This window comes from Streptomyces sp. NPDC059909 (assembly GCF_042730885.1).
Taxonomy (GTDB): Bacteria; Actinomycetota; Actinomycetes; order Streptomycetales; family Streptomycetaceae; genus Streptomyces.
The window spans coordinates 95193-109833 of record NZ_JBHWKX010000002.1; the positions used below are offsets into that span (position 1 = coordinate 95193).

The 14641-nt window shown below is 69.6% G+C and carries 17 protein-coding genes; 3 read left to right on the forward strand and 14 right to left on the reverse strand.

The genetic code is table 11. From position 1 onward, the window contains the following. Window positions 1-45: 45 nt before the first annotated feature. Window positions 46-1896: an endonuclease/exonuclease/phosphatase family protein gene (locus ACFV9O_RS02475; RefSeq protein WP_385411278.1), complete on the forward strand. Its 1851-nt coding sequence runs from the start codon at window positions 46-48 to the stop codon at window positions 1894-1896. Between the two features lie 56 nt (window positions 1897-1952). Here the strand turns inward: ACFV9O_RS02475 and ACFV9O_RS02480 are convergent, their stop codons facing one another. Then, entirely contained in the window at window positions 1953-2669 is a 717-nt protein-coding gene (locus tag ACFV9O_RS02480; RefSeq protein WP_385411279.1) for an antibiotic biosynthesis monooxygenase, read from the reverse strand. A gap of 283 nt (window positions 2670-2952) precedes the next feature. Here ACFV9O_RS02480 and dapA point away from each other — a divergent pair, with 283 nt between their 5' ends. Further along, window positions 2953-3894 (forward strand): 4-hydroxy-tetrahydrodipicolinate synthase, encoded by a 942-nt coding sequence (gene dapA, locus ACFV9O_RS02485; RefSeq protein ID WP_385411281.1) that lies wholly within the window; start codon window positions 2953-2955, stop codon window positions 3892-3894. Window positions 3895-3908: 14 nt separating this feature from the next. Here the strand turns inward: dapA and ACFV9O_RS02490 are convergent, their stop codons facing one another. The 4 genes from ACFV9O_RS02490 to ACFV9O_RS02505 form a co-directional block, all read right to left on the reverse strand. Next, window positions 3909-4109, reverse strand: coding sequence for a hypothetical protein (locus ACFV9O_RS02490; protein ID WP_385411283.1), 201 nt, complete (start codon window positions 4107-4109; stop codon window positions 3909-3911). Window positions 4110-4223: 114 nt separating this feature from the next. Beyond that, on the reverse strand, window positions 4224-5213 hold the full coding sequence (gene dapD / locus ACFV9O_RS02495) for a 2,3,4,5-tetrahydropyridine-2,6-dicarboxylate N-succinyltransferase (RefSeq protein WP_385411284.1): 990 nt from the start codon (window positions 5211-5213) through the stop codon (window positions 4224-4226). A gap of 176 nt (window positions 5214-5389) precedes the next feature. Beyond that, window positions 5390-5935: a TetR/AcrR family transcriptional regulator gene (locus tag ACFV9O_RS02500; protein ID WP_385411286.1), complete on the reverse strand. Its 546-nt coding sequence runs from the start codon at window positions 5933-5935 to the stop codon at window positions 5390-5392. Further along, a complete protein-coding gene (locus ACFV9O_RS02505) occupies window positions 5935-6255 on the reverse strand; it encodes a DMT family transporter (RefSeq protein WP_385411287.1) in 321 nt (106 codons plus the stop codon). The genes ACFV9O_RS02500 and ACFV9O_RS02505 overlap by 1 nt, the downstream gene beginning before the upstream one ends. A gap of 122 nt (window positions 6256-6377) precedes the next feature. On the opposite strand from ACFV9O_RS02505, the gene ACFV9O_RS02510 reads away from it, so the two are divergent. Then, window positions 6378-7526, forward strand: coding sequence for a hypothetical protein (locus tag ACFV9O_RS02510; protein ID WP_385411288.1), 1149 nt, complete (start codon window positions 6378-6380; stop codon window positions 7524-7526). On the opposite strand, the gene ACFV9O_RS02515 is transcribed toward ACFV9O_RS02510, so the two are convergent. Genes ACFV9O_RS02515 through ACFV9O_RS02555 form a run of 9 tightly spaced genes read right to left on the reverse strand, consistent with a single transcriptional unit; the run spans window position 7516 to window position 14515 of the window. Next, window positions 7516-7881, reverse strand: coding sequence for a VOC family protein (locus ACFV9O_RS02515; RefSeq protein ID WP_385411289.1), 366 nt, complete (start codon window positions 7879-7881; stop codon window positions 7516-7518). The two genes, ACFV9O_RS02510 and ACFV9O_RS02515, sit on opposite strands and share 11 nt — an antisense overlap. 55 nt (window positions 7882-7936) lie before the next feature. Continuing rightward, window positions 7937-8275 (reverse strand): metal-sulfur cluster assembly factor, encoded by a 339-nt coding sequence (locus ACFV9O_RS02520; protein WP_385411290.1) that lies wholly within the window; start codon window positions 8273-8275, stop codon window positions 7937-7939. After that, a complete protein-coding gene (gene sufU / locus ACFV9O_RS02525) occupies window positions 8272-8727 on the reverse strand; it encodes a Fe-S cluster assembly sulfur transfer protein SufU (RefSeq protein WP_385411291.1) in 456 nt (151 codons plus the stop codon). Before sufU ends, ACFV9O_RS02520 begins: the two co-directional genes overlap by 4 nt. Window positions 8728-8737: 10 nt before the next feature. After that, window positions 8738-9994, reverse strand: coding sequence for a cysteine desulfurase (locus ACFV9O_RS02530; protein WP_385411293.1), 1257 nt, complete (start codon window positions 9992-9994; stop codon window positions 8738-8740). Beyond that, window positions 9991-10755 carry a Fe-S cluster assembly ATPase SufC gene (sufC, locus tag ACFV9O_RS02535; RefSeq protein ID WP_385411295.1) on the reverse strand — a complete coding sequence of 255 codons (765 nt, stop codon included), beginning with the start codon at window positions 10753-10755 and terminating at the stop codon, window positions 9991-9993. The genes ACFV9O_RS02530 and sufC overlap by 4 nt, the downstream gene beginning before the upstream one ends. Window positions 10756-10762: 7 nt before the next feature. Next, complete coding sequence (locus ACFV9O_RS02540) at window positions 10763-11080, reverse strand: non-heme iron oxygenase ferredoxin subunit (protein WP_385411296.1); 318 nt, start codon at window positions 11078-11080, stop codon at window positions 10763-10765. Continuing rightward, window positions 11080-12261, reverse strand: a complete 1182-nt coding sequence (gene sufD, locus ACFV9O_RS02545; protein WP_385411297.1) for a Fe-S cluster assembly protein SufD — start codon at window positions 12259-12261, stop codon at window positions 11080-11082. The genes ACFV9O_RS02540 and sufD overlap by 1 nt, the downstream gene beginning before the upstream one ends. A gap of 59 nt (window positions 12262-12320) precedes the next feature. Next, the gene (gene sufB / locus ACFV9O_RS02550; protein ID WP_385411299.1) at window positions 12321-13742 is read right to left on the reverse strand and encodes a Fe-S cluster assembly protein SufB; all 1422 of its coding nucleotides are present in this window, start codon (window positions 13740-13742) and stop codon (window positions 12321-12323) included. Continuing rightward, window positions 13739-14515, reverse strand: coding sequence for a helix-turn-helix transcriptional regulator (locus ACFV9O_RS02555; protein WP_385411301.1), 777 nt, complete (start codon window positions 14513-14515; stop codon window positions 13739-13741). The genes sufB and ACFV9O_RS02555 overlap by 4 nt, the downstream gene beginning before the upstream one ends. Window positions 14516-14641: the final 126 nt, after the last annotated feature.

The window sequence follows — 14641 nt, forward strand, 5'->3', positions numbered from 1 at the left end:
GTAGACATCCGTACCACCCCCCATCCCTCACTCCGGAGTTCTCCGATGCCTTCGATACCGAGATCCGCCGCCGTCGCGACCGTCGTGGCCACCGCACTGGCCGCCGGTCTGCTCGCCGGTTCCTCCTCGGCCGCCGCCGACGCCGACATCGCCACCGACGCGGCCGGCGTACGCATTCACGACATCCAGGGCACCACCCGCGTGAGCCCGCTCGTCGGGCAGCAGGTCACGGACGTCGAGGGCATCGTCATCGGCGTCCGTACGTACGGCTCCTCGCGCGGCTTCTGGATCCAGGACCCGCAGGCGGACGCGAACCCGGCCACCAGTGAGGGCATCTTCGTCTTCACCGGCTCCACCCCGACCGTCGCCGTCGGCGACGCCGTGAAGGTCTCGGGCACCGTCGGCGAGTACGTCCCGGGCGGTCTGAGCTCCGGCAACCAGTCGCTGACCCAGATCTCCAAGCCGGTCGTCACCGTGGTCTCCTCCGGCAACGCGCTGCCCGAGGCCGTGACCGTCTCCGGTTGGACCGTCCCGTCGGCGTACGCGCCCGAGGGCGACCCGGCCGCGGCGAACAGCATCAACGCGCTCCCGCTCGAGCCCCGTTCGTACGCCCTGGACTACTACGAGTCGCTGGAGGGCAGCAACGTACGCGTCGGCACCTCGCGGGTCGTCGGCGCCACGGACCCGTACGCCGAGCTGTGGGTGACGGTGAAGCCCTGGGAGAACCCGACCTGGCGCGGGGGCACGCGCTACGGCTCGTACGAGTCCCAGAACACCGGCCGGCTGCAGATCCAGTCGCTGATCCCGCTCGCCCAGCAGCCGTTCCCCAAGGCGAACGTCGGCGATGTGCTGTCCGGGACGACCGAAGGACCGCTCGACTTCAACCAGTTCGGCGGCTACACGATCACCGCCCGCACCCTCGGCACGGTCACCGACCGCGAGCTGGAGCGCGAGTCGACGCGCCCGCAGCGCCGCGGCGAGCTCGCCATCGCCACGTACAACGTGGAGAACCTGGACCCGTCCGACCCCCAGGAGAAGTTCGACGCGCTGGCGAAGGCCGTCGTCGACAACCTCGCCTCGCCCGACATCCTCGCCCTGGAGGAGATCCAGGACAACAACGGCGCCAAGAACGACGGCACGGTCGCCGCGGACCAGACGCTGCGGAAGTTCACCGACGCGATCTCGGCGGCCGGCGGTCCCGCGTACGAGTGGCGCACGATCGACCCCGAGAACAACAAGGACGGCGGCGAGCCCGGCGGAAACATCCGCCAGGTGTTCCTCTTCAACCCGGAGCGGGTGTCCTTCACCGACCGTGCGGGCGGGAACGCGACGACCGCGACCGATGTCGTCCGGGAGGAGGGTCACGCGGCCCTCACCCTCTCCCCCGGCCGGATCGACCCGGCGAACCTCGCCTGGGAGAACAGCCGCAAGCCGCTCGTGGGCGAGTTCGTCTTCCGCGGCCGCACGGTCTTCGTCATCGCCAACCACTTCGGCTCGAAGGGCGGCGACGAGGGCCTGACCTCGCACCACCAGCCGCCGGTCCGCTCCTCCGAGGCCAGGCGGCTCCAGCAGGGGCAGGCCGTCAACGCCTTCGTCAAGGACGTCCTGACGGCAGAGCGCAGTGCCGATGTCGTGGTCCTCGGTGACATCAACGACTTCGAGTTCTCGGCGACGACGCAGGCGCTGACGAACGGCGGAGTGCTGTACCCGGCGATCAAGTCCCTGCCGCGCGGCGAGCGTTACTCGTACGTCTACCAGGGCAACAGCCAGGTGCTCGACCAGATCCTGACGAGCCCGTCGATCGACGACTTCAGCTACGACAGCGTGCACATCAACGCGGAGTTCGCCGACCAGAACAGCGACCACGACCCGCAGGTGCTGCGCTTCCGCCCGTAACCGGGAGCCGGTGACCGGGGTCCCGTCACCGGGGTCCGGTGACCAGGGGCCTGTGCCTACACGCCCGCGCTCATGCTGAGTGCGGGCGTGTAGCGCGTCACGCGGCTGCCCGTGAGCCCGGGGTAGTGCTGGACCCGCTCCCACTGCTCCGTGCGCGAGCCGACGCCGTCGCCGGGGGCCGCGAGTGCCTCCAGGTGTGCCTGCGCGCTCTCCCACTCGGCGTAGTTGACGACGCGGGTGCCGTCCGTGCGGGTGTGGAAGTGGGCCGCCATGCCGCCGGGATGCGGGTACGGATCGCTCTCGAGGGCGGCGAACACTGCGTCGATCCAGTCGCGCTGCCTCGCCGCGTCGGGGCCCTCGAAGTCGACCTCGACGATGACGACGCAGCCCGGGACCCGGTGGTCGTCCGGGATGCGCCGGCCGCTGCGGTAGAGCTCGTACGCGTGCAGTCCGAGCCGCTCGATGCCCGGCACGGCGGCGTCGACCTCGGCGTTCCACTCCTCCTTGAAGGCACTCCGGGTGCGCAGGAACTCCTGGAAGGCGTCGTCGCTCGCCCACTGCGTGTAGTGCAGCAGGGTCTCGCCGTCGTCGCTCGCGTACACGCTGTAGGACAGCAGGCCCGGATCCGGCCAGTCGCCGCGCTGCCAGGCTGCGGCCATCGCCTCGACGGCGGCCTTCTGCCGCTCGGGCGTCCCGACCCGCCAGCTGCTGATCCTGATCGCGCCGACGCCGGGACGGGTGAGGTCGGGAACGGGGGAAAGCTGCACGCTCATGATGGTCCTCCTCGCCGGTCGCACCCGTGTGGTGCACCGCTTCGACGACCATCGTGAAACTTCAACCAAGGTTCAGGTCAACCCGCATCAGCCTCTCGCTGTTCGCTCATGCTGTTCGCTCATGCTGTTCGCTCATGCTGTTCGCTCTCGTGTCGACCTCGTCCCGCCCGCCCGATCATGACAGTTGGCGCGGCCCCGCCTCACGGACACTTCAGTATTACTTTCCCTTCACCCCAAGCAGAACTAAGTGGAACTTCACGACCTGGCGGCCGACACTGCGAACATGACCACACCGAGCCGGCACCACGGCACGCACCCGGAGCACCCCCCGCGCCCCTTCGGCCGCGCCCTCTGCGCGATGATCACGCCCTTCACCCCCGCGGGCGACGTGGACCTGTCCGGAGCACAGAAGCTCGCCGCGCACCTCGTCGCGGAGGGCTGCGACGGGCTCGTGCTGAACGGCACGACGGGCGAGTCGCCGACCACCACGGACGCGGAGAAGACCGCGCTCGTCGGGGCGGTGCGCGAGGCGGTGGGCGACCGGGCGAGCGTCGTCGCCGGTGTCGGCAGCGCGAGCACCCGGCACACCGTCGAGCTGGCGCGGGCCGCCGAAGCCGCGGGCGCCGACGGACTTCTCGTCGTCACGCCGTACTACAGCCGCCCGCCGCAGGCCGCCGTCGAGGCGCACTTCCGGACGGTCGCGGACGCCGCGGGCGTTCCGCTGATGCTGTACGACATCCCGGGGCGCACGGGCACCCGCATCGAACCGGACACGTTGCTGCGGCTCGCCCGGCACCCGCGGATCGTGGCCGTGAAGGACTGCGCGTACGACCTGCTCGGCAGCACGAAGGTGATCGCGGGGACCTCGCTGGCGTACTACTCGGGCTGCGAGGAGCTGAACCTGCCCCTGTACGCGGTCGGGGGCGCCGGCTTCGTCAGTACGGTCGCGAACCTCGCGCCGCGCGTGCTGCGTGCGGTGCTCGACGCGTACGACGCGGGCCGGACGGCGGAAGCCGCCCGGCTCAACCGGCTGACGGTCCCGCTCGCCGAGCTGATGATGGCGTCCGGGCTGCCGGGGACGGTGACGGCGAAGGCGCTGCTCGACGCGCTCGGGCTGCCCGCGGGACCGGTCCGGGAACCGCTGCAGCCCGCCGGCCGGGAGTCGGTCGACGGGCTGCTGGCGGCGTACGAGGCACTGCGGGCGGGGCAGTTGCACCACCCCTAGGCCGGCCGGCCCCCTCAGGGCGTGTCCGAGGACCCGAGGATCGCTGCGTGCTCCAGGACGTCCTCGAGCGGGTCGTCGATCTGGCCGGTCGAGATCAGTGACACGGCCGGCCCGTTGTGGGAACCGGTGTGGGTCTCGTCGGCGAGAGCGGCTCCGGACGGCTGCACCACGGCCATGAGCGTCAGCGTTCCGAGGACGGCCGGCCTGGTCTTCATGTCGCTTCCTCGCCTTGGCTCTTCGAGTGACTCCGGGTCGGCCTGTTCATCCGCCTGGCGGTATGAAAAGTCACGCAGAGTCACACGAATGCGTCCGGCCAGGGTCGGCCGCGGTCAGTTGTGGCTGTGGAGAACCTCGTTGAGCCCGCCCCACACCGCGTTGTTCGGGCGGGCCTCGACGGCGCCGGTCACCGAGTTGCGGCGGAAGAGGATGTTGGACGCACCGGAGAGCTCACGGGCCTTGACGATCTGACCGTCGGGCAGCGTGACGCGCGTGCCGGCGGTGACGTACAGACCGGCCTCGACGACGCACTCGTCGCCGAGCGCGATGCCGACGCCCGCCTCGGCGCCGATCAGGCAGCGCTCGCCGATGGAGATGATGACGTTGCCGCCGCCGGAGAGGGTGCCCATGGTGGAGGCGCCGCCGCCGATGTCGGAGCCGTTGCCCACGACGACGCCCGCCGAGATGCGGCCCTCGACCATGGAGGTGCCCAGCGTGCCGGCGTTGAAATTGACGAAGCCCTCGTGCATCACGGTGGTGCCCGCGGCGAGGTGCGCGCCGAGCCGGACGCGGTCGGCGTCGGCGATCCGGACGCCCTTGGGGGCCACGTAGTCCGTCATCCGCGGGAACTTGTCGATCGAGGTCACCTGCAGGTGCAGGCCCTCGGCGCGGGCGTTCAGGCGCACCGTCTCGACGTCGTCGACCGCGATCGGACCGAGCGAGGTCCAGGCGACGTTGGAGAGCAGCCCGAAGAGGCCGTCCAGGTTCTGGCCGTGCGGCTTCACCAGACGGTGCGAGAGCAGGTGCAGGCGCAGGTAGGCGTCGTGCGCGTCCAGCGGCTTGTCGTCGAGCGAGGCGATGACCGTACGGACGGCGACGACCTCGACCCTGCGGCGGGCGTCCACACCGACGGCCTTGGCGGCACCCTCGCCGAGCAGGTTGACGGCCTGGTCGGGGGTGAGGCGCTCGGTGCCGGCGGGGCCGGGCTCGGCGGAGAGCTCGGGGGCCGGGAACCAGGTGTCGAGAACGGTGCCATCGCCGGCGATGGTGGCAAGGCCGGCGGCGACGGCGCCGGTGGTGCGAGGAGCAGTGGTGTCGGTCATGAGGAGAACCTAACCGGCCGGGGCGCGCACGAGCGAACCGGTCTCATGTGCCGGTCGCCGGACCGCCGGAGGCGTGCGGGGGGCCGCCGCGGGGGGGCGCGCCCGGCCGCCCAGGCACCCACGAACACCCGCGCCCGGCCCGCCCCCACGGCCCCGAAGGCACCCGGACGCGTCCCTCAGCCCAGCACCACCCGCCGGAGCATCTCGCGCGCGTACCCCTCGTCGTACGCCGTGTCGGTCAGCAGCACCTGCAGACAGATGCCGTCCATCAGGGCCGCCAGTGCCCGTGCCGTGACCGGGTCCGTCCTGCGCGAGAGGATCTCGACGACGCCGTCGGTCCACTCCGCGGCGACCGGACGCAGGGCGGGACGGCGCAGGGCGGCCAGGTAGAGCTCGCACTCGAGTTCCACGCCGGTGCGTTCGCCGCCGAGCCACTCCCCCATGAGCCGGGCGAGCTCCCCGGGGAGATCGGCGTCCGGGTCGGCGAGGGCGCCGCTCTCCCTGAGGGCCCGGCCGAAGCCCTCGTTCGCCTGCCGCAACGCGGCGACCAGCAGCTCGTCCAGGGAGGCGAAGTGGTACGTCGTCGAGCCGAGCGGCACATCGGCCTCCGCGGCGACGGACCGGTGGCTGAGTCCGGCGATACCGCTGCGCCCGACCACACGGATCGCGGCGTCGATGATGCGCTGGCGCCGCTCCGGGTCGTACCTCCGACCGCGCCCCATCAGTGCGCCCCGCCGAGGTTGAGGACGACGACCCCCGCGACGACGAGTCCAAGGCCCGCGATCTTGACCGGGCTGGTGGACTCGTTCATGAAGAGCATGCCGATCGCGGCCACGGCCGCGGTGCCGACGCCGGCCCAGATCGCGTAGGCCGTGCCCACCGAGAGTGTCTTCAGGGTTTGCGCGAGCAGGGTGAAGGCGAGCACATAGCCCGCCACGGTGATCAGCGACGGCCACAGCCGGGTGAAGCCCTCGCTGTACTTCATGGCCGTGGTGCCGGCCACCTCCGCCGCGATGGCCGCGGCCAGCAGTCCGTATCCCATGTGTACGAGTGTACGCAACGATGTGTACGCCTGTACACAGCAGCGGTGTCGTGAGCATGCTCCTGCACCGCTACCGTGTTCCGGTCAGACGGGGACGAGAACAGGACAGAGGGGGACGGGGAATGTCGGACAACGTGGGGTGGGGCCCGTACGGCGATGCGTACGGGGGCGTACCCGGGGGGCCGCCCGGCGCACAGGGCTGGGGCGGCTGGGCGCCGCCACCGCCGCCGAAGCCGGGCGTGATCCCGCTGCAGCCCCTCACCCTCGGCGACACACTGGGGGGCGCCTTCGCGACCATCGGCCGCTACAAGAAGCCGGCCATCGGCCTGCCGGCGGCCGTGTTCGGAGGCTTCACCCTCCTGATCGTCTGCGCCCTGCTCATCGCCTTCTCCGCCGTCAGCGACACGTTCTACGAGCTGATCGACCTGCCCCACGGCGTGGACCCGGAGTGGGACCAGATCCAGCCGCTGGTCGTCGCCTTCGTATGCATCTGGCTCGTCGCCGTGATCGGGTACGTCCTCGCCATGGCGATCGTGCAGGCCGGCATGCTCGCCCTCCTCCAGGACGCGGTCCTGGGGCGCCCGGCCACGTTCGGCTCGGTATGGCGGCAGGCCATGCCCCGAGTCCCCGCCCTGATCGGCACGGGACTGCTCAGCGGGCTGATCGCCGTGGTCCCGATCGTGCTGGCCATGACGGGCTTCGCGGCCGCCCTGATCGGCGCGTCGATGATCGGCTCCGACGAGGGCAGCGACGCGGGGGCGGGCGCGCTCGTCGCGATAGTCCTGCTCGGAGCCCTGGTGACCGTCGTACCCGCGGTCTGGCTCTGGGTGAAGTTCAGCCTGGCCCCCGCGGCCGTGGTGTTCGAGAAGCAGGGGCCCGTCCGGGCGATGCGACGCTCCTCGGAGCTGGTGCGCGGCCGCTGGTGGCCGGTCTTCGGCATCTCCGTGCTGGCCTATCTCATCGCCGCGGTCGTGGCCGGGCTGATCCAGCAGGTGCTCACCATGCTGGGGATGATCCCCGCTATGGCGGGCGCGGCCGGCCTCGGCCCCGAGCCGGAGCTGTCGGAGCTGCTGTCGGTCTTCGCCGTCTACATCGTGGTCGCCCTCGTGGCCCAGCTGATCGGCTACATCATCCAGACGACCTTCCCGCCCCTGGTGAACGGCCTGCTCTACGTCGACCAGCGCATCCGCAAGGAGAACCTGGCCCCGGTCCTGGCCGAGGCGGCCGGCATGTCCGCGCCGCAGCCGCCTGCCCCGCCCGTCAGTCCGTGAGCGACCTCTTCGGCCGCAGCACACAGAACTCGTTCCCCTCGGGGTCCGCCAGCACCACCCAGCTCACGTCGTCCCCCTGCCCGACGTCGGCCCGCCGGGCCCCGAGCGCGAGGATCCTCTCGACCTCGGCGGCCTGGTCGTCGGGCGTGAGATCGATGTGCAGCCGGTTCTTGACGGTCTTCTTCTCCGGCACGGGCACGAAGCACATGCCCGGCATCGCGAACTCATCGGCACCGATGACGACTTCGTCCTCGGCCTCGAAGAGCACCTGCCAGTCGAGCACCTGACACCAGAACCGGGCCAGGCCGGGCAGATCGTGGGCGTCGACGACGAGGTGGTACATGCGAACGGCCATGCCCGCCAGTGTGCCTGGCGGGCATGGCCGTCGGTCGGCTACGACGCGTGTCGGGTCAGACGTTGAAGCCGAGCGCGCGAAGCTGCTCGCGCCCGTCGTCCGTGATCTTGTCCGGGCCCCACGGCGGCATCCAGACCCAGTTGATCTTCAGCTCGCTGACGATACCGTCGGTCGCCGCCTTCGCCTGGTCCTCGATCACATCGGTCAGCGGGCAGGCCGCGGACGTCAGCGTCATGTCCAGGGTGGCGACGTTGGAGTCGTCGATGTGGATGCCGTAGATCAGGCCGAGGTTGACCACGTCGATGCCCAGCTCGGGGTCGACGACGTCGTACAGCGCCTCGCGGATCTCTTCCTCGGAGGCCGGCTTCATCGTGGCCTCGACGTTCTCAGTCATACGGTCTTCCCTTCGGACAGCGCCTGGGCCGTCGCGTCCTTCCATGCCATCCAGCTCAGGAGGGCGCACTTCACGCGCGCCGGGTACTTCGAGACACCGGCGAACGCGACCGCGTCCTCCAGCACCTCCTCCATCGCGTCGTCCGGCTCGATCTGTCCCTTGGACTGCATCAGCTCGAGGAACGTCGACTGGATCTTCTGCGCCTCGGCGAGCTCCTTGCCGACGAGCAGCTCGTTCAGCACGGAGGCGGAGGCCTGGCTGATGGAGCAGCCCTGGCCCTCGTAGGAGACGTCCTCGATGCGCGTGCCGTCGTACTTCACGCGCATCGTGATCTCGTCGCCGCACGTGGGGTTGACGTGGTGCACCTCGGCGTCACCCGCACGCAAGCCCCGCCCGTGCGGGTGCTTGTAGTGGTCCAGGATGACGTCCTGGTACATCGAATCAAGCTTCACGTCAGGCCCCTCACCCGAAGAAGTTGCGGACGTGCTCCAGGCCGTCGATCAGTGCGTCCACCTCGGCCGGCGTGGAGTACAGATAGAACGACGCCCGCGTGGTCGCAGGAATTCCGTAGCGCAGGCAGACGGGCCGCGCGCAGTGGTGGCCGACGCGGACCGCGATGCCCTGCTCGTCGAGGACCTGGCCCACGTCGTGCGGGTGGATGTCGCCGAGCACGAAGGAGATCGCCGCACCGCGGTCCTCGGCCGTGACCGGGCCGATGATCCGCAGGTCGGGGACTTCCTGGAGGCGCTTGACCGCGTACTCGGTGATCGCGTGCTCGTGCTGCGCGATCTTGTCCATGCCGATCGCGGTGAGGTAGTCCACGGCCGCGCCGAGGCCGACGGCCTGGGCGATCGGGGGCGTACCCGCCTCGAACTTGTGCGGGGCGGGCGCGTAGGTCGACGAGTGCATCGAGACGGTCTCGATCATCTCGCCGCCGCCCAGGAACGGCGGGAGGTCCTCCAGCAGCTCCTGGCGGCCCCAGAGCACACCGATGCCGGTCGGGCCGCACATCTTGTGGCCGGTGAAGGCCACGAAGTCGGCGCCCAGGGCCTGGACGTCCAGCGGCATGTGCGGGGCGGCCTGCGAGGCGTCGACGAGGACGAGCGCGCCGACGTCCTGCGCCCTGCGGACGATCTTGTCGACCGGGTTGACCGTGCCCAGGATGTTGGAGACCAGCGTGAAGGAGACGATCTTCGTCTTCTCGGTGATGATCTCGTCGATGTTGGAGAGGTCGAGACGGCCGTCGTCGGTGAGGCCGAACCACTTCAGCTTCGCGCCGGTGCGCTGCGACAGCAGCTGCCACGGAACGATGTTGGAGTGGTGCTCCATCTCCGTGATGACTATCTCGGTCTCGCGGTCCACGCGGTAGGGCTCGTCGGCCCAGCCCAGCATGTTGGCCACGAGGTTCAGCGACTCCGACGCGTTCTTGGTGAAGATCACCTCGTCGCGGCTCGGCGCGTTGATGAACGCGGCGACCTTGTCGCGAGCGCCCTCGTACAGCGCCGTGGCCTCCTCGGCGAGCACATGCACACCGCGGTGGACGTTGGCGTTGTAGCGCTCGTAGTACTCACTGAGTGCGTCCAGCACCTGACGCGGCTTCTGCGAGGTCGCCGCATTGTCCAGGTACACGAGCTTCTTGCCGTCGTGGACCAGACGGTCCAGGACGGGGAAGTCCTTGCGGATCGCCTCGGTGTCGAGGAGGCCCGGCAGCTGTGTCACGCGGATACGCCACCCTTCGTGTATGCCTCGTAGCCCTCGGCCTCGAGCTTGTCCGCGAGCTCGGCGCCGCCGGACTCGGCGATGCGTCCGTTCGCGAAGACGTGGACGAAGTCGGGCTTGATGTAGCGCAGGATGCGCGTGTAGTGCGTGATCAGCAGAGTGCCGACCTCGCCGGTCTCGCGGACGCGGTTCACACCCTCGGAGACGGTGCGCAGTGCGTCGACGTCCAGGCCGGAGTCGGTCTCGTCGAGGATCGCGATCTTCGGCTTGAGGAGCTCCAGCTGGAGGATCTCGTGGCGCTTCTTCTCACCGCCGGAGAAGCCCTCGTTGACGTTGCGCTCGGCGAAGGCGGGGTCCATCTGGAGACGCTCCATGGTCTCCTTGACCTCCTTCACCCAGGTGCGCAGCTTGGGGGTCTCGCCGCGGACGGCGGTGGCGGAGGTGCGCAGGAAGTTGGAGACCGAGACACCCGGGACCTCGACCGGGTACTGCATGGCGAGGAAGACGCCGGCGCGGGCGCGCTCGTCGACGGCCATCTCCAGGACGTCCTCGCCGTCCAGGGTCACGGTGCCACTGGTGATCGTGTACTTGGGGTGGCCCGCGAGGGAGTAGGCGAGGGTCGACTTGCCGGAGCCGTTGGGACCCATGATGGCGTGGGTCTCACCCTGCTTCACGGTGAGGTCGACACCCTTGAGGATCTCCCGGGGGCCGTTCTCGGCGTCGACGGAGACGTGCAGGTCGCGGATTTCAAGCGTTGCCATGGGTGACTCAGGACTCCTGGGTGACGGAGACGAGCACATCGTCCCCTTCGATCTTTACGGGGTACACGGGGACGGGGCGCGTCGCGGGAAGGCCGGACGGCTTGCCGGTGCGGAGGTCGAAGCTGGAGCCGTGCAGCCAGCACTCGATCTGACAGTCCTCGACCTCGCCCTCGGAGAGGGAGACGTTCGCGTGCGAGCAGATGTCGTGGATCGCGAACACCTCGCCCTCCGTACGGACGACGGAGACCGGCGTGCCGTCGAGTTCCACCCGCTTCGGGGTGTCCTCCTCCAGCTCGCTCAGCCCGCAGACTCGGACGAAGGCCATCAGAGCGCAGCCTCCAGCTCGGCCTCGATCTTGGCGATGAGGCGCTCCTCGACGTCCGGCAGACCGATCTGCTGGACCAGCTCGGCGAAGAAGCCGCGCACGACGAGGCGGCGGGCCTCCTGCTCCGGGATGCCGCGGGCCATGAGGTAGAAGAGCTGCTCGTCGTCGAAGCGGCCGGTCGCGGAGGCGTGGCCGGCGCCGACGATCTCGCCGGTCTCGATCTCCAGGTTCGGCACGGAGTCGACACGGGCGCCGTCGGTCAGAACCAGGTTGCGGTTCATCTCGTACGTGTCCGTGCCCTCGGCCTTGGCCTCGATGAGCACGTCGCCGATCCAGACGGCGTGCGCGTCGTCGCCCTGCAGCGCGCCCTTGTAGGCCACGTTGGACTTGCAGTGCGGGCTGTTGTGGGTGACCAGGAGACGGTGCTCCTGGTGCTGGCCGGCGTCCGTGAAGTACAGGCCGAGGAGCTCGGCCTCGCCGCCGGTGCCCGCGTACGAGACGCGCGGGTGGAGGCGCACGAGGTCGCCGCCGAAGGTGACCACGATGGACTTGAACGAGGCGTCCCGGCCGATCAGCGCGTTGTGCTGGGCGACGTGGACCGCCTTGTCGTCCCAGTCCTGGACGGAGACGACAGTCAGCTTGGCGCCGTCACCGAGGACGTAGTCGACGTTGGCGGCGAGGGCCGCCTCACCGGTGTGGTCGATGACGACGACGGCCTCGGCGAAGGCGCCGAGCTCGATGTGCTGGTGGCCGAAGGCGGTACCGCCCTCGCCGTGCACGGCGATCCGGATCGGCTCGGTGAGCACGGCCTCCTTGGGGACCGTGACGACCGAGGCCTTCTCGAAGGAGGAGTAGGCCTGGGCGGCGATCCGGTCCACGGGGGTACCGGCCGTGCCGAGCCGCGCGTCGTCGCGGCCGACCGTCTCCACCGTGACGCCCTCGGGGGCGCTGACCTCGACGGTCACACCGCCGGCGGTGGCGACCGCCGTGCCGTCGTGCAGCCCGGCGAGGCGGTCCAGCGGAGTGAACCGCCACTCCTCCTCGCGCCCGTGCGGGACGGGGAAGTCCGTCACGTCGTAGGACGGGGGCGCGCTCATGCGCGTGGCGACGGTGGACTCGGCGGCCACCGCGATCGAGCCGGCGGTGGTGGAGCCCGCCGGGATGTTCTGAGCGTCAGCCATGGCTGTCGTAGTGCTCGCTTTCTCGGATAAGACGGTGCTGATGGGAGGGGACGGTGGCGCTAGCCGACCGCGCCTTCCATCTGGAGCTCGATCAGCCGGTTGAGCTCGAGGGCGTACTCCATGGGCAGCTCCTTCGCGATCGGCTCGACGAAGCCGCGCACGATCATGGCCATCGCCTCGAACTCGGTGAGGCCGCGGCTCATCAGGTAGAAGAGCTGGTCCTCGGAGACCTTGGAGACGGTGGCCTCGTGGCCCATGGAGACGTCGTCCTCGCGGACGTCCACGTAGGGGTAGGTGTCGGAGCGGGAGATGGTGTCGACGAGCAGGGCGTCACAGAGCACGTTCGACTTCGATCCGGCCGCGCCCTCGCCGATCTCGACGAGACCGCGGTAGGAGGTGCGGCCGCCGCCGCGCGCCACCGACTTGGAGACGATGTTGGACGAGGTGTTCGGCGCCATGTGGACCATCTTGGAGCCGGCGTCCTGGTGCTGCCCCTCGCCCGCGAAGGCGATGGAGAGGGTCTCGCCCTTGGCGTGCTCGCCCATCAGGTAGACGGCGGGGTACTTCATCGTGACCTTGGAGCCGATGTTGCCGTCGATCCACTCCATGGTCGCGCCCTCGTACGCCACGGCGCGCTTGGTGACCAGGTTGTAGACGTTGTTCGACCAGTTCTGGATGGTCGTGTAGCGGCAGCGGGCGCCCTTCTTGACGATGATCTCGACCACGGCGCTGTGCAGGGAGTCCGAGGAGTAGATCGGGGCGGTGCAGCCCTCGACGTAGTGGACGTAGGCGTCCTCGTCGACGATGATCAGCGTCCGCTCGAACTGGCCCATGTTCTCGGTGTTGATCCGGAAGTAGGCCTGGAGCGGGATCTCGACGTGCACGCCCTTCGGGACGTAGATGAAGGATCCGCCGGACCACACCGCGGTGTTCAGCGAGGCGAACTTGTTGTCGCCCACCGGGATGACGGTGCCGAAGTACTCCTTGAAGAGCTCCGGGTGCTCCTTCAGCGCGGTGTCGGTGTCCAGGAAGATGACGCCCTGCTCCTCCAGGTCCTCACGGATCTGGTGGTAGACGACCTCGGACTCGTACTGGGCCGCGACACCGGCGACGAGGCGCTGCTTCTCCGCCTCGGGGATGCCGAGCTTGTCGTACGTGTTCTTGATGTCCTCCGGGAGGTCCTCCCAGGACTCCGCCTGCTTCTCGGTGGACCGCACGAAGTACTTGATGTTGTCGAAGTCGATGCCGGAGAGGTCGGAACCCCAGGTCGGCATGGGCTTCTTGTCGAAGAGACGCAGGCCCTTCAGACGCAGCTTCAGCATCCACTCCGGCTCGTTCTTCTTCGCCGAAATGTCACGGACGACGTCCTCGGAGAGACCGCGCTTGGCGGCCGCGCCTGCGGCGTCGGAGTCGGCCCAGCCGTATTCGTACTTGCCCAGGCCTTCGAGCTCAGGGTGGGCAGTCTCCGTGGGGAGAGTCATGCGGGGTTCCTCCCGGCCGTGCTTGCAGATGCTTGCGAAGTGGTCTTGTCGGTCTTGCTGGTCTCGCCGGCCCCGTCGTCGGGCCTGTGGCCGGCCTTCGGGATGAAGGTGGTGCACACGCCGTCGCCGTGGGCGATGGTCGCCAGACGCTGCACATGGGTGCCGAGCAGGCGGGAGAAGACCTCGGTCTCCGCCTCGCACAGCTGCGGATACCGCTCGGCGGCGTGGGCGACGGGGCAGTGGTGCTGGCACAGCTGCTCGCCCACCGGTGCGTTACGCGCCGTAGCAGCGTACCCGTCGGCAGTCAACGCCTTGGCGAGAGCCTCGGTGCGCTCCTCCGGGTCCGCGGTCTCCATGGCCGCGCGGTACGCCTCGGCCTGGCTCTCCATCCGGTCCCGGGCGAACGCGGCGACGGCGGCTTCTCCGGCAGCACCGCCGCCGGCGGCCCGCTCGATCCAGTGCAGGGCGTCGACAGCGAGCTTGTCGTACGACTGCTCGAAAGCGTCCCGGCCGCAGTCGGTGAGAGCGAACACCTTTGCGGGTCGGCCGCGGGTGCGCGCTCCGTAGACCCGCTGCTCGCGGGCGGCGACGACATCGTCGGAGACGAGTGCGTCGAGGTGGCGGCGAACAGCGGCCTGGGTGAGCCCGAGGCGCCCTGCGAGGTCGGCGACGGTGGACGGCCCGTGGTCCAGGATGGACCGCGCGACCCGGTTGCGCGTGGACCGCTCACCGGTCGCGAGTTCCTCCTGAGGAGCCTCACCGACGTTTTTCACAACGCCATTGTTGCGTAATTCCCGAGAGACTGACAAGCCGCGTCCCGATCACTGGACGGTGCCGTACATCACTTAGGGAAACCTAACCTGACCTGCAGGGATGATCATTCGTGGGATGAATCGGCA

Bases quoted from the DNA above. Each gene is read 5' to 3' on its own strand.
- ACFV9O_RS02475 (WP_385411278.1), top strand. From the start codon at position 46: ATGCCTTCGATACCGAGATCCGCCGCCGTCGCGACCGTCGTGGCCACC.
- ACFV9O_RS02480 (WP_385411279.1), bottom strand. From the start codon at position 2,669: ATGAGCGTGCAGCTTTCCCCCGTTCCCGACCTCACCCGTCCCGGCGTC.
- dapA (WP_385411281.1), top strand. From the start codon at position 2,953: ATGACCACACCGAGCCGGCACCACGGCACGCACCCGGAGCACCCCCCG.
- ACFV9O_RS02490 (WP_385411283.1), bottom strand. From the start codon at position 4,109: ATGAAGACCAGGCCGGCCGTCCTCGGAACGCTGACGCTCATGGCCGTG.
- dapD (WP_385411284.1), bottom strand. From the start codon at position 5,213: ATGACCGACACCACTGCTCCTCGCACCACCGGCGCCGTCGCCGCCGGC.
- ACFV9O_RS02500 (WP_385411286.1), bottom strand. From the start codon at position 5,935: ATGGGGCGCGGTCGGAGGTACGACCCGGAGCGGCGCCAGCGCATCATC.
- ACFV9O_RS02505 (WP_385411287.1), bottom strand. From the start codon at position 6,255: ATGGGATACGGACTGCTGGCCGCGGCCATCGCGGCGGAGGTGGCCGGC.
- ACFV9O_RS02510 (WP_385411288.1), top strand. From the start codon at position 6,378: ATGTCGGACAACGTGGGGTGGGGCCCGTACGGCGATGCGTACGGGGGC.
- ACFV9O_RS02515 (WP_385411289.1), bottom strand. From the start codon at position 7,881: ATGGCCGTTCGCATGTACCACCTCGTCGTCGACGCCCACGATCTGCCC.
- ACFV9O_RS02520 (WP_385411290.1), bottom strand. From the start codon at position 8,275: ATGACTGAGAACGTCGAGGCCACGATGAAGCCGGCCTCCGAGGAAGAG.
- sufC (WP_385411295.1), bottom strand. From the start codon at position 10,755: ATGGCAACGCTTGAAATCCGCGACCTGCACGTCTCCGTCGACGCCGAG.
- ACFV9O_RS02540 (WP_385411296.1), bottom strand. From the start codon at position 11,080: ATGGCCTTCGTCCGAGTCTGCGGGCTGAGCGAGCTGGAGGAGGACACC.
- sufD (WP_385411297.1), bottom strand. From the start codon at position 12,261: ATGGCTGACGCTCAGAACATCCCGGCGGGCTCCACCACCGCCGGCTCG.
- sufB (WP_385411299.1), bottom strand. From the start codon at position 13,742: ATGACTCTCCCCACGGAGACTGCCCACCCTGAGCTCGAAGGCCTGGGC.